The sequence below is a fragment of the Sphingomonas fuzhouensis genome (assembly GCF_034659795.1).
Classification (GTDB): Bacteria; Pseudomonadota; Alphaproteobacteria; order Sphingomonadales; family Sphingomonadaceae; genus Sphingomonas; species Sphingomonas fuzhouensis.
Genome location: NZ_JAXSQY010000007.1, coordinates 95,542 through 120,906 on the forward strand (window position 1 = coordinate 95,542; position 25,365 = coordinate 120,906).

23 protein-coding genes and 1 tRNA gene are annotated in these 25,365 nt (G+C 67.0%); 20 read left to right on the forward strand and 4 right to left on the reverse strand.

Annotated elements, in window-relative coordinates; all coding sequences use genetic code 11:
- Window positions 1-67: 67 nt before the first annotated feature.
- Both U1H82_RS14920 and U1H82_RS14925 read left to right on the forward strand, forming a co-directional pair.
- Window positions 68-1,600 carry a S1C family serine protease gene (locus U1H82_RS14920; RefSeq protein WP_322965725.1) on the forward strand — a complete coding sequence of 511 codons (1,533 nt, stop codon included), beginning with the start codon at window positions 68-70 and terminating at the stop codon, window positions 1,598-1,600.
- Window positions 1,601-1,690: 90 nt separating this feature from the next.
- Window positions 1,691-3,151 (forward strand): hypothetical protein, encoded by a 1,461-nt coding sequence (locus U1H82_RS14925; protein ID WP_322965726.1) that lies wholly within the window; start codon window positions 1,691-1,693, stop codon window positions 3,149-3,151.
- 171 nt (window positions 3,152-3,322) lie between these two features.
- On the opposite strand, the gene U1H82_RS14930 is transcribed toward U1H82_RS14925, so the two are convergent.
- Complete coding sequence (locus U1H82_RS14930; RefSeq protein ID WP_322965727.1) at window positions 3,323-4,162, reverse strand: bifunctional transcriptional activator/DNA repair enzyme AdaA; 840 nt, start codon at window positions 4,160-4,162, stop codon at window positions 3,323-3,325.
- Between the two features lie 221 nt (window positions 4,163-4,383).
- Between U1H82_RS14930 and U1H82_RS14935 the strand changes: the two genes are divergently transcribed.
- From U1H82_RS14935 to U1H82_RS14965, 7 genes are all read left to right on the forward strand, one after another.
- Complete coding sequence (locus U1H82_RS14935) at window positions 4,384-4,953, forward strand: F0F1 ATP synthase subunit delta (protein WP_322965886.1); 570 nt, start codon at window positions 4,384-4,386, stop codon at window positions 4,951-4,953.
- A gap of 7 nt (window positions 4,954-4,960) precedes the next feature.
- Complete coding sequence (gene atpA, locus U1H82_RS14940) at window positions 4,961-6,490, forward strand: F0F1 ATP synthase subunit alpha (RefSeq protein ID WP_322965729.1); 1,530 nt, start codon at window positions 4,961-4,963, stop codon at window positions 6,488-6,490.
- Window positions 6,491-6,661: 171 nt separating this feature from the next.
- Window positions 6,662-7,537 (forward strand): F0F1 ATP synthase subunit gamma, encoded by an 876-nt coding sequence (locus U1H82_RS14945; RefSeq protein WP_322965730.1) that lies wholly within the window; start codon window positions 6,662-6,664, stop codon window positions 7,535-7,537.
- On the forward strand, window positions 7,537-8,115 hold the full coding sequence (locus U1H82_RS14950) for a hypothetical protein (RefSeq protein ID WP_322965731.1): 579 nt from the start codon (window positions 7,537-7,539) through the stop codon (window positions 8,113-8,115). The genes U1H82_RS14945 and U1H82_RS14950 overlap by 1 nt, the downstream gene beginning before the upstream one ends.
- A complete protein-coding gene (atpD, locus tag U1H82_RS14955; RefSeq protein WP_322965733.1) occupies window positions 8,115-9,587 on the forward strand; it encodes a F0F1 ATP synthase subunit beta in 1,473 nt (490 codons plus the stop codon). The genes U1H82_RS14950 and atpD overlap by 1 nt, the downstream gene beginning before the upstream one ends.
- 74 nt (window positions 9,588-9,661) lie before the next feature.
- A complete protein-coding gene (locus tag U1H82_RS14960; protein WP_007405041.1) occupies window positions 9,662-9,913 on the forward strand; it encodes an ATP synthase F1 subunit epsilon in 252 nt (83 codons plus the stop codon).
- Between the two features lie 54 nt (window positions 9,914-9,967).
- Window positions 9,968-10,834, forward strand: a complete 867-nt coding sequence (locus U1H82_RS14965; protein ID WP_322965734.1) for a beta-1,6-N-acetylglucosaminyltransferase — start codon at window positions 9,968-9,970, stop codon at window positions 10,832-10,834.
- Window positions 10,835-10,843: 9 nt separating this feature from the next.
- Here U1H82_RS14965 and U1H82_RS14970 read toward each other — a convergent pair whose 3' ends face one another.
- Both U1H82_RS14970 and U1H82_RS14975 read right to left on the reverse strand, forming a co-directional pair.
- Window positions 10,844-13,015 carry a primosomal protein N' gene (locus U1H82_RS14970; RefSeq protein WP_322965735.1) on the reverse strand — a complete coding sequence of 724 codons (2,172 nt, stop codon included), beginning with the start codon at window positions 13,013-13,015 and terminating at the stop codon, window positions 10,844-10,846.
- A 40-nt stretch (window positions 13,016-13,055) separates the two neighbouring features.
- Window positions 13,056-14,516, reverse strand: coding sequence for a diguanylate cyclase domain-containing protein (locus U1H82_RS14975; protein ID WP_322965736.1), 1,461 nt, complete (start codon window positions 14,514-14,516; stop codon window positions 13,056-13,058).
- 353 nt (window positions 14,517-14,869) lie between these two features.
- On the opposite strand from U1H82_RS14975, the gene U1H82_RS14980 reads away from it, so the two are divergent.
- From U1H82_RS14980 to U1H82_RS15025, 10 genes are all read left to right on the forward strand, one after another.
- Window positions 14,870-15,562, forward strand: coding sequence for a response regulator transcription factor (locus U1H82_RS14980; protein WP_230481979.1), 693 nt, complete (start codon window positions 14,870-14,872; stop codon window positions 15,560-15,562).
- Window positions 15,559-16,914, forward strand: a complete 1,356-nt coding sequence (locus tag U1H82_RS14985) for a sensor histidine kinase (protein ID WP_322965737.1) — start codon at window positions 15,559-15,561, stop codon at window positions 16,912-16,914. Before U1H82_RS14980 ends, U1H82_RS14985 begins: the two co-directional genes overlap by 4 nt.
- Before the next feature lie 169 nt (window positions 16,915-17,083).
- Window positions 17,084-17,332 carry a hypothetical protein gene (locus U1H82_RS14990; RefSeq protein ID WP_322965738.1) on the forward strand — a complete coding sequence of 83 codons (249 nt, stop codon included), beginning with the start codon at window positions 17,084-17,086 and terminating at the stop codon, window positions 17,330-17,332.
- Window positions 17,333-17,490: 158 nt separating this feature from the next.
- Window positions 17,491-17,859, forward strand: coding sequence for a 30S ribosomal protein S13 (gene rpsM / locus U1H82_RS14995; RefSeq protein WP_322965739.1), 369 nt, complete (start codon window positions 17,491-17,493; stop codon window positions 17,857-17,859).
- 93 nt (window positions 17,860-17,952) lie between these two features.
- Window positions 17,953-18,342 carry a 30S ribosomal protein S11 gene (rpsK, locus tag U1H82_RS15000; protein ID WP_042486392.1) on the forward strand — a complete coding sequence of 130 codons (390 nt, stop codon included), beginning with the start codon at window positions 17,953-17,955 and terminating at the stop codon, window positions 18,340-18,342.
- Window positions 18,343-18,430: 88 nt separating this feature from the next.
- Entirely contained in the window at window positions 18,431-19,495 is a 1,065-nt protein-coding gene (locus U1H82_RS15005; protein ID WP_219019082.1) for a DNA-directed RNA polymerase subunit alpha, read from the forward strand.
- Between the two features lie 258 nt (window positions 19,496-19,753).
- Window positions 19,754-20,176, forward strand: coding sequence for a 50S ribosomal protein L17 (rplQ, locus tag U1H82_RS15010; RefSeq protein WP_322965740.1), 423 nt, complete (start codon window positions 19,754-19,756; stop codon window positions 20,174-20,176).
- 254 nt (window positions 20,177-20,430) lie between these two features.
- Entirely contained in the window at window positions 20,431-20,979 is a 549-nt protein-coding gene (locus tag U1H82_RS15015) for a hypothetical protein (RefSeq protein ID WP_322965741.1), read from the forward strand.
- Window positions 20,980-21,011: 32 nt separating this feature from the next.
- The gene (gene guaA, locus U1H82_RS15020; RefSeq protein ID WP_322965742.1) at window positions 21,012-22,565 is read left to right on the forward strand and encodes a glutamine-hydrolyzing GMP synthase; all 1,554 of its coding nucleotides are present in this window, start codon (window positions 21,012-21,014) and stop codon (window positions 22,563-22,565) included.
- 282 nt (window positions 22,566-22,847) lie between these two features.
- Window positions 22,848-24,101, forward strand: a complete 1,254-nt coding sequence (locus U1H82_RS15025; protein WP_375339539.1) for a spinster family MFS transporter — start codon at window positions 22,848-22,850, stop codon at window positions 24,099-24,101.
- 222 nt (window positions 24,102-24,323) lie between these two features.
- On the opposite strand, the gene U1H82_RS15030 is transcribed toward U1H82_RS15025, so the two are convergent.
- Window positions 24,324-24,400 (reverse strand) — tRNA-Arg (locus tag U1H82_RS15030).
- A gap of 83 nt (window positions 24,401-24,483) precedes the next feature.
- Here U1H82_RS15030 and U1H82_RS15035 point away from each other — a divergent pair.
- Entirely contained in the window at window positions 24,484-25,218 is a 735-nt protein-coding gene (locus U1H82_RS15035) for a queuosine precursor transporter (protein ID WP_322965743.1), read from the forward strand.
- The last annotated feature ends 147 nt before the right edge of the window (window positions 25,219-25,365 follow it).

The following is a 25,365-nucleotide window of genomic DNA, read 5'->3' on the forward strand; positions in this document are numbered from 1 at the left end:
GATTTACCATATGCCTAATCGATGGCGGTTGCGGGGGACGGAATGGGCGGGATATGGCCCTGTCTCGATGTTCAGCCGGTTCGTCCTTGTCGTCCTCCTGACCCTGGTCGGACTGTCGCCCACGCGGGCGCGGGCGGACGACATCGCCGCGACCGCGCGCGGGGTCGTGCGGGTCGTCACCATCGCGATGGTCGACGATCAGGTGGCGGGCTTCGGCCATGGCTCGGGCTTTGCGGTCGCACCCAACCGGATCGTGACCAACGCGCATGTCGTCGAACTGGCCGAGCGCTATCCCGACAATGTCGTGATCGGTGTCGTACCCTCGGAGGGCAGCAAATCCTATCAGGGCCGGGTCATCGCCTATGACGCGCGCCGCGACCTGGCGCTGATCGAGGTGAGCGAGGCCAAGCTGCCGCCCGTCGCGCTCTTCACCGGCCCCGTGACCGAGGGGGATCAGGTCATCGCGCTCGGCTATCCGGGCAATGTCGATCTGGCGACGGCGCAGTCGGCGGCGGACTATATCCGCCCGCTGTCGCCGGTCCGGTCGCAGGGGGTGGCGTCGGGCCGCCGGGCGCTGACGGGCATCGAGGTGCTGCTCCACACCGCCAGCATCGCGCGGGGCAATTCGGGCGGGCCGCTGCTCGATCCGTGTGGGCGGGTGATCGGGGTCAACTCCGCGCTGACCCGTGCCGATGACGGCGATTCGACCTTCGGCTTCGCGATCGCCGATACCGAGCTGATGGCGTTCCTGCGCGCCGCCAAACAACCTTATATCGCGGTCGGCGTGCCCTGCACCTCGATCGAGGAGCGGCTGCGCGAGGATAGCGCGGCGGATGCCCGCGCCGTCGCCGATGCCGCCGCCGCCAAGCGCGAGGCAGCCAATGCCGCCGCCCTGCGTCGCGAGGAAGCGCTGAACGCCGCACGCGCCGAGGGCGAGCGGCTGCGCGAGAATGTGATGGCGATCGCGGCGTTGCTGCTGGTCGGCGGTGCGCTGGCGGTCGGCGGGGCCGGACTGCTGGAATCGCGCGGCGCCCGGCGCGCGGCGATCTGGACCGTGTCCGCAGGCGGCGTGGCGATCATCGCGGCGGTGGTCGTCTTCCTGCTGCGCCCCTCGGCCGAGATCAAATTGCCGCGCGAGACGATGGCGATGGCTATGGGGGCAACGACGCCCGGCCCCACCGCCCCCGGTGCCGCGATCGGGCCGATGATCTGCACGCTGATCCCCGACCGCAGCCGGATTACGGTCTCCTCCACCGCCGAGACCCGGCTGGACTGGGGCACCAATGGCTGTGCCGATGGCCATGTCCAGTATCTGGAGAGCGAGGGCGGCTGGCAGCGGATCATCGTGCCCGAGGAAGAGCCGACCGTGACCGTCGCCCGTTTCGACCCCGTCACGCGCACCTATACCCAGACCCGCTATATGCTGCCCGCCGCGACGATGGACGCGATCCGCAAGCTGCATCAGCCCAGCACGCCCAAGGCCTGTGTGAAGACCGACAGGGCGCTCCAGAATCTGGAGGGCGAACAGGCCCAGATCCGCCAGCAGCTACCGCCGCTGCCCAATGAGAAACTGGTCTATAGCTGCCGTTCAGGCCGCTGATCCCCATGGACGCGCATGGAGGGGCTTGCGCCTCTGCTATCGTTTCGACGACATAACCGGCCTGACCGATGCGGCTTGGGAGGGCCGGAGATGACCAAGGGGGGGATGCGCGCCCGTCGCCGGATGGCGGCCGCGCTGATGACGATCATGGTGGCGCTGGGGGCGGCGGCACCGGCCGAGGCGGAGTGGCGCGAGGCACGCGCCAAGCATTTCATCCTCTACGGCAACATGTCGGAGGATGCGATCCGCGCGATGGCGGTGCGGCTCGAACAGTTCGACGGCGCGATGCGCTATCTCTACCACAAGCCCGAGGTGGAGGGGCAGGAGAGCAACCCCGTCACCGTCTATGTCCTGCCGACCGTGGCGGCGGTGCGGCGGCTCTATGGCAAGGGCGGCGACCATATCGCCGGTTTCTACGACGGGCGCGTGTCGGGTTCGGTCGCCTTCACCCCGATGCGCGGCGACGGAGAGGGGGCCAATGCCCTGCAGCCGCAGCAGGTGTTGTTCCACGAATATGCCCATCATTTTCTGATCGGCAATGCGCAGGTCGCCTATCCCGCCTGGTATTCGGAGGGCGCGGCCGAGTTCGTCGGCACCGCCCGGTTCGAGCGCGACGGGATCATGCTCGGCGTCGCAGCGCAGCACCGCGCCTATGGCCTGCTCGCGGCGAGCAAGCTGCCCATCGAGACGCTGTTCGATTCGTCGCGGCGCAAGCTGAGCGATATGGAAACCGAACAGGTTTATGGCCGGGGCTGGCTGCTCACCCATTATCTGATGTTCGATGCCGCGCGGGTGGCCAAGTTCAACCGCTATCTCACCCTGCTGAACAACGGCACGCCCAGCATCGCAGCGGGCAACGAGGCGTTCGGATCGCTGAAACAGCTCGACCGAGAGCTGGAGCGCTATCTCAGCCAGAACAAGATTCCGGGCTTCCTGATCCGCTTCGAACGGCTGCCCAAGGCCGAGGTGTCGGTGCGCGTGCTGAGCGCGGGCGAGCAGGCGATGATCCCGTTCCGCATGCAATCGGATCGCGGCGTCGATCGCAAGACGGCGGGCGAGGTCTATGCGCGCGCATCGGCGGCGGCCGCTGCCTATCCGCAGGACGCCGTCGCGCAGGGCTGGTTCGCCGAAATGGCCTATGATGCGGGTCAGGATCAGGGATGCGGGTCAGGATCAGGCGGCCGAGGCGGCGGCCGACCGCGCGCTGGCGGTCGCGCCCACGTCGCAGCAGGCGCTGCTCTACAAGGGCCTGATCCATCTGCGCCGGGCCGCCCAGCCATCAAGCAAGGACCCGGCCCGCTGGAGCGAGGCGCGCAGCTGGATCGTGCGCGCCAATCGTGCCGATCCCAATGCGGCCGAACCGCTCGCCGTCTTCTACCGCAGCTTCGTCATGGCCGACGAGCGTCCGCGCGAATCGGCGGTGCAGGGGCTGGAACGCGCCTTCGAACTGGTGCCGCAGGACAAGGGGCTGCGCTTCACGCTCGCCAGCCAACAGATTTCGGCGGGGCAGATCGATCAGGCCAAGCGCACGCTGCGTCCGCTCGCCTATGATCCGCATATGCCGTCCGACAATCCGGCGGCGACGCTGCTGACGCTGCTCGACAGCGGCAAGCCGGACGAGGTGAAGGCGGCGCTGGCCAATGCGTCGTCCGGTGGCCAGGCGGAATAGCGGGGGCCGTTCCGGGCGCTTCGAAACCGCCCGCCATGACGGGATCGGCGCTGTCAGGTTCCTGACCATGACAGCAGCGCGCATGACACCGCTTCGATAAAGGCGATGCGCCGGGCGGGCGCGGCCAGAAGCGGGTCGGGGGCGTCGGTGGCGGCGACGATCCGGGCGATATGGTGGCGCATGGCTTCGTCGGCAGGGCGGATGTCGGCGGCGGGCAGGGTCTGGGTCAGTGCCCGCTCGTCTCCCTCGAACGCGACCCGCGCCAGCCCCCGTTCGGTCATCGCCACCAACAGCGCGCCCAGCGGCGAGGGCACGACCGTCCATGCAATCACCACCCCTTCGCCGCCGCGCCGCCATTGTCCCGGCGCCATGCCCAGTCGCCGGTCGCTATCCGCATAGAAGCGGCTGGGCGCGGCATAGCCCGCCCCATAGAGTGCGGCGGTGACGCTCGGTTCGGCGGCCAGCGCCTGTGCGGCGCGGGCGGTGCGCCGGGCGCGCGCATAGGCGGCGGGCGTCACGCCGGTGGCGCGCTTGAACAGCCGGTGGAAATGATGCGGGGCATAGCCAACCTCCGCCGCCAGCGTGTCGAGCGGGGGCGGGGCCTCCGCCGCGTCGATCAGGGCGATCGCCGCCGCCACCGCCTGCCGATCGCGCGTCACGTCATCGGGCAGGCAGCGTAGGCAGGCGCGAAATCCCGCCGCGCGCGCTGCCTGTGGACTGTCCAGAAAACGGACATGCTCGCGCTTGGGGCGCCGGGCCGCGCAGCTCGGGCGGCAATAGATGCCGGTGGATTTCACCCCGACGACGAACCGGCCATCGGCGGCGCGGTCGCGCGCGATGAAGGCGGCCCAGGCGGCGTCCTCGTCGAGCGCTTCGGTCAGGGTGTCGGTCATGGTGTGACCGTTCTGGCAAAATCCATTGTGGCTTTCATCCCACGGCTTGCGGCCAAAGCCGTTAAAATGGCGTCACCATCCTGTCACAACATGTGCCACGCAGCTTGCATCCAAAGGTTCCCGATGCTAACCGCCCGCCAACCCATCGGAGGCGCGTTTTTCGCGCCCCGTTCCCCATGGGGCCAACCCGTTCGTTGTTCGAGGAATTCGCATCCGTGGAGATGTCCGGCGGTACTATAAGCGGCACAGGCGGCATCCAGGCGAGCCTGGGTGGTCGTTATGCGCTCGCGCTGTTTGAAACGGCCGAACAGAGCCGTTCGATCGACACGATCGAGGCGAGCCTCGTGACCCTTCGTGATGCGCTGGCCGCTGACAAGGATCTGGTCGCGCTGACCAAGAGCCCGGTCGTCGCCCGTGGCCAGGTGGTCAAGGCGATCCTCGCGGTCGCGGACAAGCTGGGCCTCGACGGGGTGACCAAGAATTTCCTCGGCGTCCTCGCCGAGAATCGGCGCCTCTCGGCGCTGCCGCAGATCATCCGCGCGTTCCGCCAGCTGGCCAGCCGCCATCGCGGCGAGGTCGCGGCCGAGGTGACGAGCGCCCACCCGCTGACCGACGCGCAGGTCGCCGAGCTGAAGCAGCAGCTGCGCACCCGCGTCGGTCGCGAAGTGTCGGTCGACCTGTCGGTCGATCCCGACCTGCTCGGCGGGCTTGTCGTCCGCATCGGTTCCCAGATGATCGATAGCTCGATCCGCACCCGTTTGAATGCGCTCGCCAGCGCGATGAAAGGCTGACGTTCCCATGGATATCCGCGCCGCAGAAATCTCCAAGGTCATCAAGGACCAGATCGCCAATTTCGGCACCGAGGCCCAGGTCAGCGAGACCGGCCAGGTGCTGAGCGTCGGTGACGGCATCGCGCGCATCTACGGCCTCGACAATGTCCAGGCGGGCGAGATGGTCGAGTTCGCCAATGGCGTGCAGGGCATGGCCCTCAACCTCGAAGCCGACAATGTCGGCGTCGTGATCTTCGGCTCGGACGCCGAGATCAAGGAAGGCGACACCGTCAAGCGCACCGGCACCATCGTCGACGTGCCGGTCGGCCGTGGCCTGCTGGGCCGCGTCGTGGACGGCCTGGGCAACCCGATCGACGGCAAGGGTCCGATCGAGGCGACCGAGCGTCGCCGCGTCGAGGTGAAGGCGCCCGGCATCATCCCGCGCAAGGGCGTGCATGAGCCGGTGCAGACCGGCCTGAAGGCGATCGACGCCCTCGTCCCCGTCGGCCGTGGCCAGCGCGAGCTGATCATCGGCGACCGTCAGACCGGCAAGTCGGCCGTCGCGATCGACGCCTTCATCAACCAGAAGACGGTCAACGCCGGCACCGACGAGTCGAAGAAGCTTTACTGCATCTACGTCGCCGTGGGTCAGAAGCGCTCGACCGTGGCGCAGCTGGTCAAGACGCTCGAAGAAAACGGCGCGATGGAATATTCCATCGTCGTCGCCGCGACCGCGTCGGAGCCTGCGCCGCTGCAGTTCCTCGCGCCGTACACCGGCACCGCGATGGGCGAGTATTTCCGCGACAATGCGATGCACGCGCTGATCGTGTTCGACGATCTGTCGAAGCAGGCCGTCGCGTACCGTCAGATGTCGCTGCTGCTGCGCCGTCCGCCGGGCCGTGAAGCCTATCCGGGCGACGTCTTCTATCTGCACAGCCGTCTGCTCGAGCGTGCGGCCAAGATGAACGACGCCAACGGTGCCGGTTCGCTGACCGCGCTGCCGATCATCGAGACCCAGGCGGGCGACGTGTCGGCGTACATCCCGACCAACGTGATCTCGATCACCGACGGCCAGATCTTCCTCGAAACCGACCTGTTCTTCGCGGGCATCCGCCCGGCGATCAACGTCGGCCTGTCGGTCAGCCGCGTCGGCTCGGCCGCGCAGACCAAGGCGATGAAGAAGGTGTCCGGCTCGATCAAGCTGGAGCTGGCCCAGTACCGCGAAATGGCGGCCTTCGCGCAGTTCGGCTCGGACCTCGACGCCTCGACGCAGAAGCTGCTGAACCGCGGTGCGCGCCTGACCGAGCTGCTCAAGCAGCCGCAGTTCAACCCGCTGCCCTTCGAGGAGCAGACGGCGTCGATCTTCGCGGGCACTAACGGTTACATCGACAATGTGCCGGTGGCGCAGGTCGTCCGCTACGAAGCGGCGATGCTCGCCTATCTGCGCAACGATCATGCCGATGTGCTGGCGATGATCCGCGACACCAAGGATCTGGGCGACGAGGCCAAGAGCAAGCTCAAGGCCGCGCTCGACCAGTTCGCGAAGATCTTCGCGTAAGACGGCATTCAAGCCCTCTCCCCTCCGGGGAGAGGGTTGGGTGAGGGGCGCCGCACAGGCCGTCTCACCCGTGGCGGGGGGGGGGGGGCCCCGCCGCACAGGCCGTCTCACCCGTGGCAGCCCCTCACCCCGGCCCTCTCCCCAGTGGGGAGAGGGAGAAGAAGGACTAAGATGGCGTCCCTCAAGGCCCTCAAGATCCGGATCAACTCGGTCAAGTCGACCCAGAAGATCACCAAGGCGATGAAGATGGTCGCCGCCGCCAAGCTGCGCCGCGCGCAGGAGTCGGCGCAGAACGGCCGTCCCTATGCCGAGCGGCTGGAAACGGTGATGGCCAGCATGGCCGCGCGCGTGGGCGGCGTCGGTGCGTCGCCGCTGCTGGCGGGCACCGGCAAGGACGATGTCCAGTTGCTGGTCGTCGCCACCTCGGAGCGTGGCCTGGCGGGTGCGTTCAACACCAACATCGTCCGCGCCGCGCGCCGCAAGGCCGAAGAGTTGACCGCGCAGGGCAAGACGGTGAAGTTCTACATCGCGGGCAAGAAGGGGCGCGTGCTGAAGCGCTTCTTCCCGAACGCGATCCTCGCCGATCATGACATGAGCACGATCAAGGCGCCGAAGTTCGACGACGCGCGGACCATCGCCGACGACCTGATCGCCCGCTTCGAGCGCGGCGAGTTCGACGTCGCGCACCTGTTCTACTCGAAGTTCGTCTCGGCGCTGGTGCAGGACCCGGTGTCGCAGCAGCTGATCCCGGTGCCGATGCCCGCGCCCAGCAAGGCGGAAACCTCGGTCGAGGCGGTCGCGGAGTTCGAGCCGAGCGAGGAGGACATCCTCGAAGCATTGCTGCCGCGCAACGTCGCGGTGCAGATCTTCCGCGCGCTGCTGGAAAACCAGGCCGGTTTCTACGGTTCGCAGATGAATGCGATGGACAATGCCACGCGCAATGCGGGCGACATGATCCGTCGTCTGTCGATCCAGTATAACCGCACGCGTCAGGCCGCGATCACCACCGAGCTGGTCGAAATCATCTCGGGCGCCGAGGCGCTCTGATGCGTCTCGCGCTCCTTCTGGGCCTGACGGTCGCGCTGGCCGGATGCGGCCGGGCGTCCGACCAGAAGGAGACGCCCAAGGCCTCGCCCGCGCCGTTCGTGACGGGCGGCTGGGCCACCGTGTTCGGCGATGCGCCGGAGACGGTCAGCCTGCTCGACCGGATGGGCTTTCGCATGAGCGGCTATGCGCCCGTCCAGGGCCAGTATCGTGCGGTCGCGCAAGCCACGCCGATGGCCGATCCGTCGGTGACGCCGATCAACATGGGCAATCTGATCGTCGAGGGCGATGCGAAGCGGCTGAACGAACTTCGCTTCTCGCTCGACATCGTCAATCTCGACACCAGCCCGTTCGCCAAGGCGCAGTTCATCCGTTGGGTCACCAAGCCGATGGATCAGCTGGGTCTGGACGGCAAGGATGCGGTCACCGCCGCGATCCAGACCGAAAGCGCCACCACCGGCCACCTGACCGGCGCCGATTACCGTGTTACCCGTGACAAGATCGACGGTGGCCGCCGTCTGGTCGTGACCTTTACCCGCCCCGAAGCTATGTCGGGCTCTACCGAACCAAGGAAGCAATGATGGCAACCGCCGCTGAGGACATCCGGCCGACCACGGCCACCAACAATGTCGGCACGATCGCCCAGGTCATCGGCGCGGTCGTCGACGTTCACTTCCCCGATCACCTGCCCGCGATTCTGTCGGCGCTGGAGACGGACAATAACGGCAACCGTCTGGTGCTCGAAGTCGCGCAGCATCTGGGCGAGAACACCGTCCGCACGATCGCGATGGACACGACCGAGGGTCTGACCCGCGGCCAGTCCGTGACCGACACCGGCAACCAGATCCAGGTTCCGGTCGGGCCCGCGACGCTTGGCCGCATCCTGAACGTCGTCGGCGAGCCGATCGACGAGCGCGGCCCGGTCGCCACCGACCTGCGCGCCCCGATCCACGCCAAGGCGCCCGAGTTCATCGAGCAGTCGACCGAGAGCGCGATCCTGGTCACCGGCATCAAGGTCATCGACCTGCTGGCGCCGTACGCCAAGGGCGGCAAGATCGGCCTGTTCGGCGGCGCCGGCGTCGGCAAGACGGTTCTGATTCAGGAACTGATCAACAACATCGCCAAGGGTCATGGCGGCACGAGCGTTTTCGCGGGCGTCGGTGAGCGGACCCGTGAGGGCAACGACCTGTATCACGAATTCCTCGACGCGGGCGTGATCGCCAAGGACGCCGAGGGCAACGCGATCAGCGAGGGCTCGAAGGTCGCGCTGGTTTATGGCCAGATGAACGAGCCGCCGGGCGCCCGTGCGCGTGTCGCGCTGTCGGGCCTCGCCATCGCGGAATATTTCCGTGACCAGGAAGGCCAGGACGTGCTGTTCTTCGTCGACAACATCTTCCGCTTCACCCAGGCGGGTGCGGAAGTGTCGGCGCTGCTGGGCCGCATCCCGTCGGCCGTGGGCTATCAGCCGACCCTGTCGACCGACATGGGCGCACTGCAGGAGCGCATCACCTCGACCAACAAGGGCTCGATCACCTCGGTCCAGGCCGTGTACGTGCCAGCCGACGACTTGACCGACCCGGCGCCGGCCACCTCGTTCGCCCACCTCGATGCGACGACCGTGCTTAACCGCGCCATCTCGGAGCTGGGCATCTATCCGGCCGTCGACCCGCTCGACTCGACCAGCCGCGTGCTGGAGCCGCGCATCGTCGGCCAAGAACATTACGAGACGGCCCGCGCCGTCCAGTCGCTGCTCCAGCGCTACAAGGCGCTGCAGGACATCATCGCGATCCTGGGCATGGACGAGCTGTCCGAAGAGGACAAGCTGACCGTCCAGCGCGCCCGCAAGATCCAGCGCTTCCTGTCGCAGCCCTTCCACGTCGCGGAAGTCTTCACCGGCATCTCGGGCAAGTTCGTCCAGATCGAAGACACGATCCGCTCGTTCAAGGCGGTGGTCGACGGCGAATATGACCATCTGCCGGAAGCGGCCTTCTACATGGTCGGCGGCATCGACGAAGCCGTCGCCAAGGCCGAGAAGATGGCGCAGGACGCCTGATGATATGGGGGGACGGTTTCGGCCGTCCCCTCTTTCCTCTCCCCGAGCGGGAGAGCGATGCGAGACAATAGACCATGCTGCACTTCGAACTCGTCACGCCCGAAAAGCTCCTCCGCTCGGAGGAGGTGCATATGGTGGTCGTTCCCGGCACCGAGGGCGATTTCGGCGTGCTGGAGGGGCATGCGCCCTTCATGTCGACCATCCGCGACGGCGCGATCCAGGTGTACCGCACCGACAAGGGCGAGCCGGAATCGATCCAGATCCGCGGCGGCTTTGCCGAGGTGGGGCCGAAGGGCCTGACGGTGCTCGCGGAACATGCGGGCTGATCCGACGGCCGATTGATCCGGCCACCCGGCCGATGACATTATGATGGGGGCATCATGCGGTTGGTCTATGCAATACTGGCCCATGATGCCTTCGATCAGCTCGAACGGCTGATCCACCGCCTGCTGGCGAATGCACCCGAAGACCGGGTGTGCCTTCACATCGATGCCAAGGTGACGCCCCCGACCGATTTCCTGGCCGGGCTATCTGATGCGATTCGGGCGCGCGTGACGATCGTGAGCCCTGCCATCGCGGTCTATTGGGCGCACTGGTCGCAGACCGTCGCTGTCGCCCGCCTGCTCGACGCTGCGCTGGCCGAGCCCTTCGATCTGGTCCATGTCATCAGCGGTCGCGACTGGCCGCTCTGCTCGCGCACGCAGATGGTCGCGGCGATCGCGGCGGCTCCGCCGGGGGCGTGCTTCATGGATATTCGCGACGACGATCTGGCCTGGCGGATGAACGACTGGTGCTTCATCGACCGGCATTTGCGGCCGCGCGCCGATCCGACGCCGCTGTCGTGGCGGATCGCGGTGGCGCGCAGCCGGATCTCGGGCTGGGGCAATCGGCAAATGCAGCGGTGGCGCGGTCCTCGGCCCGAACCGCTGGGGCCATGGGCGACCGGCTGGACGTGGTGGTCCTTGCCGATGGACGCTGCGGCTGTGGTCCGAGATGCTACCAGCGGCCTGATGGCAAGCGGGCGGCTGCGCTATACCCAGGCCAGCGACGAACATATCGCCCCTACCGCCTTGCTGGCAGCAGGCTTTGGCGACCGTATCGTGCCGTCGCGGCGGATGGTCCGCTTTGCACCGGGCGAGTGGAGCCCCAAGACGCTGACCCGCGCCGATCTGGAAGCCCGCCCAAGCGATGCGTGGTTCGGTCGCAAATTCGACCAGTCGGTCGACCCGGCCTTTCTGGACCTCTGAGCGACGCCGTTACAGGAAGCTGTACGGGTCCACGTCCACCGCGACCCGCACCTTGGCCGTCCATTCGACTCCGCCCAGCCACTCACGGATCACATCCTGAACCGCCAGTGCCCGCCGGGCATGGACCAGCAGGCGGTAACGATGCCGCCCGCGCAACATCGCCAGCGGGGCGGGGGCGGGGCCGAAGACGTGCATCCCGTCGACCTTGGGGGCCGCCCGCGCGATCGCGTTGGCGATGGACTGCGCCGCCCCCTGATCCTCTGACGAGATGATGATCGCGGCATAGCGGCCGAAGGGCGGCGCATCGGCATCGCGGCGCGCCTCGGTTTCGGCGGTGTAGAAGGCCTCGGCATCGCCCGTCACCAGCGCCTGCATCACCTGCGCCTTGGGGCTGTGCGTCTGGATGAAGACATGGCCTGGCTTGGCCCCGCGTCCGGCGCGGCCCGACACCTGGCGAATCTGCTGGAAGGTGCGTTCGGCCGCGCGCAGGTCGCCGCCTTCCAGCCCCAGGTCCGCGTCGATCACGCCCACCAGCGTCAGGTTGGGGAAGTGATAGCCCTTGGTGATAAGCTGCGTGCCGACGACGATGTCGATATCCCCCGCCTCCATCCGCCCGACGAACTCGGCCGCCTTGGCGGGAGACCAGATGGTGTCGGAGGTCACGACCGCGATCTTGGCCTCGGGGAACAGCGCGGTCGCCTCGTCCGCGATCCGCTCGACGCCGGGGCCGCAGGCGACCAGCGAATCCTCGCCGTCGCATTCGGGGCAGGCGCGCGGGGTCGGCATGATATGGCCGCAATGATGGCAGGCCAGCCGCCGCACCAGCCGATGCTCGACCATCCAGGCGGTGCAGTTCGGACACTGGAACCGGTGCCCGCAGGTTCGGCACAAGGTCAGCGGGGCATAGCCGCGCCGGTTGAGATAGAGCAGCGACTGTTCGCGCTTCTCCAACACCTCCTTCATTGCGGCGACCAGCTTGGGCGCGATCCAGCGGCCGCGCTCGGGCGGGTTCTGGATCAGGTCGATCGCCTCGATCGTCGGCATCTGCGCCGGGCCGAAGCGGCCGGGCAGCTTGACCTCGGTATAGCGGCCCAGCGCCACCTGCTGCCGCGTCTCGATCGCGGGCGTGGCGGAGGCGAGGATGACGGGGCAGGGTTCGAACTTGCCGCGCATCACCGCCACGTCGCGGGCGTGGTAATGGACGCCGTCTTCCTGCTTGAAGCTGGTCTCATGCGCCTCGTCGACGACGATCAGGCCGAGATTGGCATAAGGCAGGAACAGTGCCGAGCGTGCGCCGACCGTGACCAGCCCCTGGCCGCTGGCGATCGCCCGCCAGGCCCGCCGCCGCTGCGACGAGCGAAGCCCCGAATGCCATGCCACCGGCTCGCAGCCGAAGCGGTCGTGGAAGCGCTTAAGGAACGGTTCGGTCAGCGCGATTTCGGGCAGCAGGACCAGCACCTGCCGCCCCTCCGCGATGGCCTTTGCCACCGCTTCGAAATAGACCTCGGTCTTGCCCGAGCCGGTCACGCCGTCGAGCAGCACCGGCTGAAACGCATGCGCCGCGACGCCCGCGACCAGCGTGTCCGCCGCCGCGCGCTGATCCTCCGACAAGGTCGGGCGATGATGGTCGGGATCGGGCAGCGGGAAGGGGCTGTCGATATCGACCTCCACCCCCTCGATCGCGCCGTTCTTGACGAGGCCCCGGATCACCGCGTCGGAGACATCCGCCATCGTCGCCAGTTCGCGGATCAGGCCCTGCCGGTCGCCGATCCGCTCCAGCGCCTGGGCACGCTGCGGCGTCAGGCGGTCGGGGATATGGCCGGTCACGCGATATTCGGTGACGGTACGCGTCCCCTCCAGCGCCGAGGTCGAGGACAGCGCCATCCGCACCACTGCGGCCGGGGGAGCGAGATAATAGTCCGCCGTCCACTCGATCAACCGGCGCAAGGGGGCGGGCAGGGGCGGCGCGTCGGCCACGCCCAGTAACGGGCGCAGGCGATTGTCGCCGACCTCCGCATCCGACGGCATCCGCTCCGGCTCCCACACCACGCCGAGCAGCTGGCGAGGGCCGAGCGGCGCGACGACGATCGAGCCAGGCTCGACCGCCATGCCATGCGGCACACGATAGTCGAGGGGGCCGAGCGCGGAGTTCAGGACAAGGACGCGGGCGCGCGAAGACATGCGTCCGCTATATGGGGCGGTGCGCGGGCGAGGGAAGGGGCTATCCCGCCCGGCGTCGGTCGCTGCGCCGCCGTTCGCCGACCCGGTCGCGCTTGGCACCGTAGAGTCGGCTGTCGGCATGATGCATGAAATCGCGGTTGGTCCGGCAATCTTCGGGCCGCAACGTCACGCAGACGGTGCCGGCACAGCGCATGGTCAGCCCCTCGATGGTGATCGCGATGGTCAGCAACGTCTCGATCCGCATCCGCAGCGCGTCGGTATCGGCCAGCAAGGCGGGGTCGCGGACGATCACGCCGAACTCGTCCCCGCCCAGCCGCGCGACGAAGCTGCCGTCCAGCCAGTCGGAGCGCAGCCGCTGGCCGACGATACGCAGCACCTCGTCGCCCGCCGGATGGCCGAGCGTGTCGTTGATCAGCTTGAAGCCGTCCAGATCGATCAGGACCAGCCCCAATGCCGTACCGCTATCCACCGCTTCGGCGATCGCGGCCTCCAGCGTCCGGTCGAACGCGGCGCGGTTGGCGAGCAGGGTCAGCGCATCGGTATCGGCGTTACGGCGAAGCTGGGTTTCCAGGGCATGGCGCTCGGTCACATCCTGGAACATGCCGATCAGGCCGTGCGGCTGGCCGTCCAGCATCTCGCGCTCGCCCATCACGCGCACGCGCCGCTGGCGGCCCATGGCGGTGACGAAGTCCAGTTCGATATCGAACGGGGCGCCTGTCCGCACCGTCTCGGCGATCGTGCGACGCAGGATGTCGCGCGCGGCGGGCGGATAATAGGACAGGCCCTGCTCGACCGAAAATTCCTGACCCGGCGGCAGTTCGTGGATGCGGTAGACGCCCTCGGACCACATGGCCTGGCCGTTTTCCAGCGTGATACGCCAGGAGCCGATCAGCGCCAGTCGCTCGACCTGGCGGACGGTGCGGTCCTTGGCGCGCAGATCGGCGGCCTGGCGCTCGCTGAGTTCCGCCATGGCATTGGCCCGCCGGGCGATCGCCCGCGCCGCGATCAGTGCTTCGGCCAGCCGCGCGAGATGGCGCAGCGTCTGCTCGCCCACCGGGCTCAGCGACCGCGGCGCGGCGTCCATGACGCACAGCGTCCCGATCGCCTGGGGTGATCCGTCGAGACCGGGAACGCGGATCGGCATACCCGCGTAGAAACGCGTCCCCGCCTCGCCCCCGACAAAGGGATTGAGGGCAAAGCGCGGGTCTTCGGCCAGGTCGGGCACGACCATCACATCGGTTTGCCGGATCGTGTGGTCGCAAAAGGCGACCTCGCGCGGCATCTCGCGCGGCAGGGGGCCGATCGCCGACTTGACCCAGAACCGGTCGCGGTCGGCCAGGATCAGCGCGGCGAGCGGGCAACCGAGCATGTCGGCGGCCAGCGAGACGAGCGCATCGAACTCCGCCTCCGGCTCGCTGTCGAGCAGGGCATGCGCCTGAAGCGTGGCGAGACGCCGCTCCTCGTCAAGTGATTCGGGGATGGGGAAGGGCGCGGCCATCATGATGCGTCGACCATAGCGTAGAGAGTTTGAGGAATCTTAAAAATTCTTGAAAGCATAAGCGTTTAATAGGCTTTTCGTTGCCTGCGCGCTTCGGCCTGTCGCAAAGGGGAGCATAAAGCGTATGACGCATTTGTCACATGGTGGTCACCCGTGGGTAGGCCGGTCCGCTGTAGCCCTTTGCCCCACGGAGTTCGAAGAGCTCGGCGCCCGACACTCCCGGGGGTGCCGTCGGGGCCGGTGGAGAGCATGCTTTCCGCCGGCCTTTCCATGGCGGCGGGGACACGGTGGCGGGCTTACGATCGGAACCGACGCCGCTAGAATGATAGTCGCCCAATGACGGAGCAGACGAGCCGATGAGCCGCAAGATCCTGATCGTCGAAGACGATGCCTCCACCGCCGCCTATGTCGCCAAGGGGCTGGCCGAAGCGGGCTATGCCGTCGAGCAATGCGGCGATGGCCGTGACGGCCTGTTCCTGGCGAGCGAGGGCATATTCGACCTGATCATCGCCGACCGGATGCTGCCGCGCCTCGACGGGTTGGCGATGGTCAGCGCGATCCGCGCGGCGGGGATTTCGACCCCCGTCCTGATCCTGTCGGCGCTGGCCACGGTCGACGACCGGGTCGACGGGCTGAAGGCGGGCGCGGACGATTATCTGTGCAAGCCCTTCTCCTTCGCCGAATTGTCGGCCCGGATCGAAGCGCTGGTCCGCCGCTCCGACCGCGCGGCGTCCGAGCCGACCCGCACCAAGCTTTCCGTGGGTGACCTGGAGATTGACCTGCTGGCGCGCACCGTCACGCGGGCGGGCAAGATCATTCCGGTCGGCGCGCGCGAGTTCAACCTTCTGGAGTTCCTGGCGCGTCATGCGGGCCAGGTCGTCACCCGCACCATGATGCTGGAGAAGATCTGGAACTATCATTTCGACCCAGGCTCCAACGTCGTCGACGTCCATATCGGGCGGCTGCGGCGCAAGCTGGAGGAAGGGTTTGGCAGCCCGATCCTGCATACCGTGCGCGGCGCGGGCTATAGGCTGGCCGTCGAAGGGTGAAGTCCCGGCTGACGATTTCGGCGCGGATCGCGCTGCTGTCGATCGTGCTGGCGCTGCTGTCCAATCTGGCGCTGGTCGGTTTCATCTGGAAACAGACCAGCGCCGATGCGGTGGCGGCGCTTCATCGCGAGATCGTCGAGCAGGCCGATGCCCTGCGTGCGGTATGGCGGACCGGCGCGCTGCCCGCGCTGGCCGATGCGATCACCCAGGCGCGCGAGCCGGGCGATGTCAGCCTGGTCCTCGCCATCTTCGATTCGCGCGGCCACCGGGTGGCGGGCTATGCGCCCGAGCATCTGGCGGTGCCGCTGGCCGATACGCCGTTCCGTATCGCGGTGCTGGGCCGCGACGGGATATGGAGCGCGCGCGAGGCGGGCTATACGTTGCATCCGATCGGCGACGACTGGCTGCTGGTCGGGCGGCCCCTCGACCTGATCGAGGCGCAGCAGGTGGCGATCGAACGCGCGCTGGCGCTGGCGGTCTTTCTGTCGCTGATGCTGGGGGTGGGCACGGGCCTGGTGCTGGCGCGCTATGTCGCCGGGCGGCTCAATTCCATCGTCGCGGTGATCGACGCGGCGGGTGAGGGGGACCTGACCCGTCGCGTTGCGTTGATGCGGGGCGGCGTCGATGAGGGCGATGCCTTCGACCGGCTGGCCGAGCGGCTGAACGCGATGCTGGGCAAGATCGAGCAGCTGATGTCCGAGCTGCGCGTCGTCACCGACAGCCTGGCGCACGACCTGCGCTCGCCGCTCGCCCGCTTGCGCACCAAGACCGAACAGGCGGTGCTGATCGCCGATCCGGCGCAGCGCGAGGCGGCGCTGGGCGGCCTGCTGGTCGAAACCGATCTCATCATGCGGATGTTGACCATGGTGATCGAGATCAGCCGGTCCGAATCGGTCACACGCGACCGCTTTACCCTGGCCTCGCCGGTCGAGCTGGTCGAGGAGATTGGCGAGCTCTATGCGCCGGTCGCCGAGGATGCGGGACTTCACTTCCTGATCGAGGTCGAGGCCCGGCCCGCGCCGCTCCCGCTGCACCGGGAGTTGATGAGCCAGGCGCTGTCCAACCTGATCGACAATGCGCTGAAACATGGCGCGTCGGGCGGACAGGTGACGCTGCGCCTGCGCGAGGGGCCGGAGGGGATCGTCTTCCAGGTCGAGGATCACGGCCCCGGCATTGCCGAAGCGGACCGGGCGCAGGCGTTGAAGCGGTTCGGGCGACTCGACACAGCGCGGACGACGCCAGGCGCCGGGCTGGGCATGGCGCTGATCGAGGCGGTGGCGCGGTTGCATGGCGGCCGGTTCGAACTGGCCGACAATGCGCCGGGGCTGATCGCGCGGCTGGTGATTCCGTAACCTATTCCTCCCCTGCAAGGGGAGGTGGCGCGCATAGCGCGTCGGAGGGGTGTCCTCCTCTCGATGGCGTGGACACCCCTCCGTCAGGCCTGACGGCCTGCCACCTCCCCTGCAAGGGGAGGAATGACAGGCACTTGCCCCACAGCCTCAGCGCTTTACACCCCGCGCCATGGATTCGCTTTCCCTGTTCGGCCTGTTTGCCGTCTCGTTCACCCTGGTCTGCTACGCGATGGAATCGGGTTCGCATTGGTGGACGCTGGGCTTCTGTCTGGGGTGCGTCGCGGGGTCGGCCTATGGCTTTCTCCAAGGGGCATGGCCGTTCGGGGTGGTGGAGATCGTCTGGGCGATGGTCTCCTTTCGTCGCTGGCTGACGCTCAAGCGGCTTCAATCGACGAGGATTCGGGAACCGATCGCTTGACAGGGTGTTGCGCGGGGCCTAACTGACCGTCCTTCCAACACCCCCGGTTGAACGACGTGCGACTTGCGTGCGTCGCGCTTCCGCGTGGCGGAACCATCGCGTTGAGATGGAGCATGTGCGGCCATGCCATGCTCCGTGGAGCTAGGAGAACAAGTTTCATGGCACGTATCGCGGGTGTCAACCTCCCGACCAACAAGCGCGTATTGATCGCGCTGACCTATATCCACGGCATCGGTCCGGCCAAGGCGAAGGAAATCACCGCCAAGCTGAACATCACTGCCGATCGTCGCGTCCAGGACCTGTCGGATCAGGAAGTGCTCCAGATCCGTGAGACCATCGACTCCGATCACACGGTGGAAGGCGATCTTCGTCGCGAAACCGCGATGAACATCAAGCGCCTGATGGACCTGGCCTGCTATCGCGGCCTGCGTCACCGCAAGGGCCTGCCGGTTCGCGGCCAGCGCACGCACACCAATGCGCGCACCCGCAAGGGCAAGGCCAAGCCGATCGCAGGCAAGAAGAAGTAATTCGCCCCGGGCGAATTACTCCGCCGGAGGCAGGCTTGTGGCTGACCGCCCGCCGCTCTCCGTACCAGGATACTAGGTCAGGACTTTCATCCAATGGCACGTGAACCGCAGCGCATTCGCCGTCGCGAGCGCAAGAACATCACCGCCGGCGTCGCCCATGTGAACGCCAGCTTCAACAACACCATGATCACCATCACCGACGCGCAGGGCAATGCCATTTCGTGGTCGTCGGCGGGCATGATGGGCTTCAAGGGCTCGCGCAAGTCGACCCCGTATGCGGCGCAGGTCGCAGCGGAAGACGCGGGCAAGAAGGCCGCCGAGCACGGCGTCCGCACCCTGGAAGTCGAAGTCAAGGGTCCGGGTTCGGGCCGTGAGTCGGCGCTGCGCGCGCTGCAGGCGGTTGGTTTCCAGATCTCCTCGATCCGTGACGTGACCTCGATCCCGCACAACGGCGTGCGGCCTTCCAAGCGTCGCCGCGTCTGATGCTTCCCATGGCCGGCTGACGAGTCGGCCATGCCTCTCTCCACGGCTGGAACCGTCCCCGTTCCGGCCCATAACTCAGGGGAACCACGTGTCTGTCAACGCAAAGAACTGGCAGGAACTGAAGAAGCCCAACGCGCTCGAAAAGAAGGGCGGCGATGGCAAGCGGAAGGCGACGTTCGTTGCCGAACCGCTGGAGCGTGGCTTCGGCCTGACGCTGGGCAACGCGCTTCGTCGCGTTCTCCTGTCGTCGCTCCAGGGCGCGGCGGTCACCTCGATCAAGATCGAGAACGTGCTGCACGAGTTCTCGTCGCTGGCCGGTGTGCGTGAAGACGTCACCGACATCGTGCTGAACGTCAAGCAGCTCGCGATCCGCATGCAGGGCGAGGGCCCCAAGCGGCTCCAGCTCTCGGCGACCGGTCCCGCCACCGTCAAGGCCGGCGACATCGCCGTGTCGGGTGACATCGAGGTCATGAACAAGGACCTGGTGATCTGCCATCTCGACGAAGGCGCGACGTTCAACATGGAACTGACCGCCGACATCGGGAAGGGCTATGTTCCCGCCGCGTCGAACCGTCCGGCCGATGCGCCGATCGGTCTGATCCCGGTCGATGCGCTCTACTCGCCGGTTCGCCAGGTGTCGTACAAGGTCGACCCGACCCGCGTCGGTCAGGACCTGGACTATGACAAGCTGACGCTCTCGGTCGAGACCGACGGCACCGTCACCCCGGAAGACGCCGTGGCCTATGCCGCGCGCATCCTCCAGGACCAGCTGGCGCTGTTCGTGCACTTCGACGACTCGGCGCTCACCCGCGCGGCCCCCGTGGGCCAGGCGGCGATCCCCGCCGCTGGCGGCGAGCCGCAGAGCGACGCGCAGCAGATCAACCGTTACCTTCTCAAGAAGGTCGACGAGTTGGAACTGTCGGTGCGTTCGGCGAACTGCCTCAAGAACGACAACATCATCTATATCGGCGATCTGGTCGGCAAGACCGAAGCCGAGATGCTGCGCACTCCCAATTTCGGCCGCAAGTCGCTGAACGAGATCAAGGAAGTGCTGTCGTCCATGGGTCTGCGCCTGGGCATGGAAATCCCCGGCTGGCCGCCCGAGAATATCGAGGAAATGGCCAAGAAGCTGGAACAGGAGATCATGGGCTGAGCCGCACGCGGGTAGCGATGCTATCCGCGAGACGGCGAAAGCCCGGCCGGTGGGCCGCCCCAGGGCGGCCCATTCGACGTCAGGATCGCGGCTTTGCCGTGATCCGGTCCTTCGGCCTGGCCCCTCCACCATCGCTTCGCGACGGTCCCCCTCCCCAAGTTAGCTTGGGGAGGATTTGAATAGGCGAAGGTGACGGCCTTAACGGTCACCAGCTCTGGGGTTCCGTGACACGGCCCCTTAACGAACGAAGGAACTACCATGCGTCATCGCGTCGGCGGCCGTAAGCTGCAGCGTACCTCGGCTCATCGTATTGCGCTTTTCCGCAACATGTCGGCCGCGCTCATCAAGCATGAGCAGATCACCACCACCGTCGCCAAGGCGAAGGAACTGCGTCCCTATGTCGAAAAGCTGGTGACGCTGGCCAAGAAGGGCGGTCTGTCGAACCGTCGTCTGGCCCATGCCCGTCTGCTCGACGACGCACAGCTGGTGAAGCTGTTCGACGTTCTGGCGTCGCGCTATGCCGACCGTAACGGTGGTTACACCCGCATCATCAAGGCCGGCATCCGCGCGTCGGACGCCTCGCCGATGGCGATCATCGAGTTCGTCGACCGCGACGTCTCGGCGAAGGGCCAGGATTCGGGTCCGGTCATGAGCGAGGAAGATTTCGACGAAGCGGCGTAATTCGCGCTTCTCGATTGCCTTCGAGGAAGGGCCGCTCCAGCGATGGGGCGGCCCTTTTTCGTATCAACACCCCTTCTTCTCCCCTCCCGCAGGCGGGAGGGGTCGGGGGAGGGCAGGGTGTCTCACCGAGACTATCGCCCGTGGCTTTCCCTCCCCCAACCCCTCCCGTTTACGGGAGGTGCGTGCCAAGTGCTGCCGTTCAGCATTCTGCAAGCAGGTGTGGTTTCTTCTCCCGACAACAGGGGGAGAGAAACATGGGGAAAGCCAGCATCGCGTTGAGCCTCGCGACGATCACGTCGCTGTCCGGCTGTGCCACACCGGACAAGGACTGGAACAAGGGCATCGCGACGCCTAGTGCCACCTGGCTCCATTACCAACGCGAACAGACCAAGACGAGCCCGGGTGGCGTGGGGGCGGTGGTGGCTGCGGCGCTGGGACTCCAGGCGGCGGGCTATGACCCGAGCCGTCCGAAACCCGCCGTGCCGCCGCCCGCTGATCCACTCGCTCCGGTGCGCGGGGGCGAAACACCAATGATCATACGCGCCGACATTGATCAGGAGGCGGCGACCCGCGCCTGCAAACTGGCGACCGAGGACGAGGCGCGGCGGCAACACCCCCATGCGCTGCTCGAAGCGGTGGAGTCGGTCGATCCGCTTGGCGACGGCCTGCTGGTGCGCGGCACCGTGCGGCTACGCGAGACGAAAGCCGACCCCGGCGAGTTGCGCGGCTTCCGCTGCCGGGTCGATGCGCAGGCGGTGCGGATGGTCGCGATCGACGCACCCGAAACGCACGCGGCGCGGTAGATTTTCGCCGGAGACATCGCTATCGGACCGCCATGGAGCACCCGGACAGCATCCTCATCGTCGATTTCGGCAGCCAGGTCACCCAGCTCATCGCGCGCCGCGTGCGCGAGGCGGGGGTCTATAGCGAGATCGTGCCCTTCCAATCCGCCGGAGAGGCGTTCGCGCGGATCAACCCCGCCGCGGTCATCCTGTCGGGCGGCCCCGCCTCGGTCGTCGACGCGAATTCTCCTCGCATCCCGCAGGTCATCCTCGACAGCGGCCTGCCTATGCTGGGCATCTGCTATGGCCAGCAGGCGCTGACCGAGCAACTGGGCGGCAAGGTCGAGAAGGGCGACAGCGGGGAATTTGGCGAGGCGTTCATCACCGTCGAGGACGAATGCACGCTGTTCGACGGCCTGTGGACCACGGGCGAGCGGCATCAGGTGTGGATGAGCCATGGCGACAAGGTCACCGCGCTGGCGCCGGGCTTCCGCGTCGCCGCGACCAGCCCTGGCGCGCCTTACGCGATCATCGCCAATGACGAGCGCCGCATCTATGCGATGCAGTTCCACCCGGAAGTCGTGCATACGCCCGACGGCGCCAAGCTGATCGCCAATTTCGTTCGCCATGTCGCAGGGCTTTCGGGCGACTGGACCATGGCCGAGTTCCGCGCCGCCAAGATCGCCGAGATCCGCGAGCAGGTCGGCACGGGCAAGGTGATCTGCGGCCTGTCGGGCGGGGTCGACTCGTCGGTCGCGGCGCTGCTGATCCATGAGGCGATCGGCGACCAGCTGACCTGCGTGTTCGTCGATGGCGGCATCCTGCGCCAGGGCGAGGCCGAGCAGGTCGTCAGCCTGTTCCGCGGCCATTACAACATCCCGCTCGTCCATGTGGATGCGCAGGATTTGTTCATGGACGGTCTGGCAGGCGTCACCGACCCCGAGGCCAAGCGCAAGTTCATCGGCAAGACCTTCATCGACGTCTTCGAGGCCGAGGCCAAGAAGATCGGCGGGGCGGAGTTCCTGGCGCAGGGCACGCTCTACCCGGACGTGATCGAGAGCGTCAGCTTCACCGGCGGCCCGTCGGTGACGATCAAGAGCCACCACAATGTCGGCGGCCTGCCTGAGCGCATGAACATGAAGCTGGTCGAGCCGCTGCGCGAATTGTTCAAGGACGAGGTCCGCGTGCTGGGTCGCGAGCTGGGCCTGCCGGACGTGTTCGTCGGCCGTCACCCGTTCCCCGGACCCGGCCTGGCGATCCGTATCCCCGGCGAAGTGACGCGCGAGCGTTGCGACATCCTGCGCAAGGCCGACGCCATCTATCTCGAGGAGATCCGCAAGGCGGGTCTGTACGACGCGATCTGGCAGGCATTCGCGGTGCTGCTCCCGGTGCGCTCGGTCGGGGTGATGGGCGATGGCCGCACCTACGACTCGGTGCTGGCGCTGCGCGCGGTGACCTCGGTCGACGGCATGACGGCGCAGGCGTTCGACTTCCCCGGCGACTTCCTGCCGCGCGTGACGACCCGCATCATCAACGAGGTGAAGGGCATCAACCGCGTCGTCTACGACTATACGAGCAAGCCGCCCGGCACGATCGAGTGGGAATAACCAAGACTCGCGGCCCCGCGGGGCTGCGGCTTGGGTATTCGGTGCCATGAGGCACCGCTGACATAGAGGGCGTTTCATCCTCCCCTGTAAGGGGGGGGGCAGGGCGAAGCCCTGACGGAGGGGTGTCCCGGCTGGCGAGGTCGGGCTTCATGTGCGGGCGGGGACACCCCTCCACCATGCTGCGCATGGTCCCCAGCGGCAGGTCGATCATGCCCCCGGCATGATCTGGATTGCCTGGGAGGCAATCCGCCTGCCCCTCCTTGCAGGGGAGGAATCTGATTTATGGCCATGAAAACCCGATCCACCCGCCCCCGGCTGGTGCTGGCGATGCTCCTCGTCGTCTACATCTTCAACTTCGTCGACCGGCAGATTCTGGCGATCCTCGCCGCGCCGATCCAGCAGGAACTGGGGTTGAGCGACCGGCAGATGGGGTTGCTCGGCGGCATCGCCTTCGCGTTGCTCTATTCGACGCTGGGCGTTCCGTTGGCCTGGGTCGCCGATCGGACGAGCCGGAGCTGGGTCGTCACCGGCTCGCTCGTCCTGTGGAGCGGCTTTACCGCGCTGTGCGGACTGGCGACCGGCTTCTGGCAGATATTCCTGGCGCGGCTGGGTGTCGGCATCGGCGAAGCGGGCGGCGTCGCGCCGTCCTATGCGATCATCAGCGACTATTTTCCGCCACATAGGCGCGCGCTGGCGCTGTCCCTCTATTCGCTGGGCATTCCGCTGGGTTCGGCCGCCGGGGTGCTGGCAGGTGGCTATATCGCGGCGCGGGTCGACTGGCGGGCCGCGTTCGTCGTGGTGGGGCTGGCGGGTATGGCTGTCGCGCCGCTGGTTCGCTGGATCGTGCGCGATCGGCCCGTTCCCGCGTTGCAGGGGAGCCAGGCACGGGCGCCTGGTCTGGGACAGGTCGCACGCACCTTGGCGGGCAAGCCGTCCTTCTGGCTGCTGTCCTTCGGTGCGGCGAGCGGATCGATGATCGGCTATGGCTTGGCCTTCTGGTTGCCCAGCCTGTTGCGGCGCAGCTTCGGGCTGGATCTGATCGGGACCTCGCATGTCCTGGCGGCGATCCTGTTGATTGGCGGGGTGAGCGGCATCCTGGGCGGAGGCTGGCTTGCCGACCGGCTGGGCGCGCGCGACCGGGCGTGGTTCGGTTATGTGCCCGCCATCGCCTATCTCGTTAGCATTCCTTTCTTCGCAGGCGGCATCCATGGCGGCGATGTGCGGATCGCCTTTGCGCTGTTTCTGCTGCCCCAGGCGCTGTCCTATGCGTGGCTGGGACCTGTGGTGTCGGCGATACAGCATCTGGTCGAGCCCCCGGCGCGGGCTACGGCAGCGGCGCTGTTCCTACTCATCAACAATCTGATCGGGTTGGGCGGCGGCATCTATGCGCTGGGCGTGCTGTCCGATTCGCTGACCCCATTTTATGGGGCCGACGCGCTGCGTCACGCGATGCTCTATGGCCTTGGCCTTTACGCGTTGGCCGGACTGCTGGTCGGTCTGGCGGGCCCGTGCTTGCGTCGCGACTGGGTCGGATAGGCCTGCGGCGATTTTATGGGGGTTGCACAGCCAAGCTGCATACAAGCGGCATAACTCTGCATCATAGCGTCTTCCGGGGCCGGTCCGCCCCGATGGGCAGTGATGGAGCGGGTGCGGCCACAGAGGATCGGATGAGTACGCGCCGTCGATGCTGTCCGATATCGCTGTCTATATTCCGGCGCATTTCCCAATAGCCAGTTCGGGCACGCCAGCACAGAGATATGGCGCGCCCGGAGGGATTCGAACCCCCGACCGAGGAGGTAGAAGCTCCTTGCTCTATCCAACTGAGCTACGGACGCGCGGACGGCGATGTCCCTAGCGTGGTTTGCGCGGGTTGGGAATGGCGATAAATGGGCCTTCCAACCGGGTGGAAGGGATCGGCATGAGCGTGGAGCGGGTGGTTACGGCGCGCGAGATCGAACGGGGGGCGTTTCGCTGGTTCGACTTCGTCATGGCGGCCTTCGTCACCATTTTGCTGCTGTCCAACGTCATTGGGGCGGGCAAGGTCGCTGTCATCACCCTGCCGCTGGTCGGCGAGTGGCCGTTCGGGGCGGGCATCCTGTTCTTTCCGCTGAGCTATGTCATCGGTGACGTGCTGACCGAGGTCTATGGCTATGCCCGTGCGCGGCGCGTGATCTGGGCGGGGACGGCGGCGGTGCTGTTCATGGCGTTCATGAGCTTCGTCGTCGTGGTACTCCCGCCCGCGCCGAGCTGGACCAACCAGGCGGCCTATGAGGTGATCTTCGGCCAGGTGCCGCGCATCGTCTTCGCCAGCGTCTGCGCCTTTTGGGCGGGCGAGTTCGCCAATGCCTATGTCATGGCGCGGATGAAGATCTGGACCGGCGGGCGGCATCTCTGGTCGCGGACGATCGGCTCGACGCTGGTGGGGCAGGGGGTAGACAGCCTGATCTTCTATCCGCTCGCCTTTTGGGGCGCGGTGGGATGGACGCCGCATCTGGTGATCGTCGTGCTGTTCACGCAATGGGCGCTGAAGGTCGGCTGGGAGGTGCTGTTGACCCCCGTGACCTATCTGATCGTCGGCTGGCTGAAGCGGGCCGAGGGGGTGGATGTGTTCGACGAGGGCACGGACTTTTCGCCGTTCCGGGCGCGGGTGTGAGGGGATTTTGAGTTCGCGCGAAGCCGCGATGACGCGAAGGGTTTTAAGAAGTAATTGGGTTCGCGCAGAGGCGCGGAGGACGCAGAGAGGGTGTGCGCAGCGGCTGCTGCATGAATCTTTTACACGCCTGAATGAAGCAGGAAGACG

Excerpts from the sequence above, each read along its gene's own strand:
- U1H82_RS14920 (WP_322965725.1), top strand. The coding sequence starts at position 68 with ATGTTCAGCCGGTTCGTCCTTGTCGTCCTCCTGACCCTGGTCGGACTG.
- U1H82_RS15015 (WP_322965741.1), top strand. The coding sequence starts at position 20,431 with ATGGGGAAAGCCAGCATCGCGTTGAGCCTCGCGACGATCACGTCGCTG.
- U1H82_RS14965 (WP_322965734.1), top strand. The coding sequence starts at position 9,968 with ATGCGGTTGGTCTATGCAATACTGGCCCATGATGCCTTCGATCAGCTC.
- rpsM (WP_322965739.1), top strand. The coding sequence starts at position 17,491 with ATGGCACGTATCGCGGGTGTCAACCTCCCGACCAACAAGCGCGTATTG.
- U1H82_RS15025 (WP_375339539.1), top strand. The coding sequence starts at position 22,848 with ATGGCCATGAAAACCCGATCCACCCGCCCCCGGCTGGTGCTGGCGATG.
- U1H82_RS14935 (WP_322965886.1), top strand. The coding sequence starts at position 4,384 with ATGTCCGGCGGTACTATAAGCGGCACAGGCGGCATCCAGGCGAGCCTG.
- rplQ (WP_322965740.1), top strand. The coding sequence starts at position 19,754 with ATGCGTCATCGCGTCGGCGGCCGTAAGCTGCAGCGTACCTCGGCTCAT.
- U1H82_RS14975 (WP_322965736.1), bottom strand. The coding sequence starts at position 14,516 with ATGATGGCCGCGCCCTTCCCCATCCCCGAATCACTTGACGAGGAGCGG.
- U1H82_RS15035 (WP_322965743.1), top strand. The coding sequence starts at position 24,484 with ATGAGCGTGGAGCGGGTGGTTACGGCGCGCGAGATCGAACGGGGGGCG.
- atpA (WP_322965729.1), top strand. The coding sequence starts at position 4,961 with ATGGATATCCGCGCCGCAGAAATCTCCAAGGTCATCAAGGACCAGATC.
- U1H82_RS14970 (WP_322965735.1), bottom strand. The coding sequence starts at position 13,015 with ATGTCTTCGCGCGCCCGCGTCCTTGTCCTGAACTCCGCGCTCGGCCCC.
- U1H82_RS14945 (WP_322965730.1), top strand. The coding sequence starts at position 6,662 with ATGGCGTCCCTCAAGGCCCTCAAGATCCGGATCAACTCGGTCAAGTCG.
- U1H82_RS14925 (WP_322965726.1), top strand. The coding sequence starts at position 1,691 with ATGACCAAGGGGGGGATGCGCGCCCGTCGCCGGATGGCGGCCGCGCTG.
- U1H82_RS14960 (WP_007405041.1), top strand. The coding sequence starts at position 9,662 with ATGCTGCACTTCGAACTCGTCACGCCCGAAAAGCTCCTCCGCTCGGAG.
- U1H82_RS14950 (WP_322965731.1), top strand. The coding sequence starts at position 7,537 with ATGCGTCTCGCGCTCCTTCTGGGCCTGACGGTCGCGCTGGCCGGATGC.
- guaA (WP_322965742.1), top strand. The coding sequence starts at position 21,012 with ATGGAGCACCCGGACAGCATCCTCATCGTCGATTTCGGCAGCCAGGTC.
- atpD (WP_322965733.1), top strand. The coding sequence starts at position 8,115 with ATGGCAACCGCCGCTGAGGACATCCGGCCGACCACGGCCACCAACAAT.
- U1H82_RS14980 (WP_230481979.1), top strand. The coding sequence starts at position 14,870 with ATGAGCCGCAAGATCCTGATCGTCGAAGACGATGCCTCCACCGCCGCC.
- rpsK (WP_042486392.1), top strand. The coding sequence starts at position 17,953 with ATGGCACGTGAACCGCAGCGCATTCGCCGTCGCGAGCGCAAGAACATC.
- U1H82_RS14990 (WP_322965738.1), top strand. The coding sequence starts at position 17,084 with ATGGATTCGCTTTCCCTGTTCGGCCTGTTTGCCGTCTCGTTCACCCTG.
- U1H82_RS14930 (WP_322965727.1), bottom strand. The coding sequence starts at position 4,162 with ATGACCGACACCCTGACCGAAGCGCTCGACGAGGACGCCGCCTGGGCC.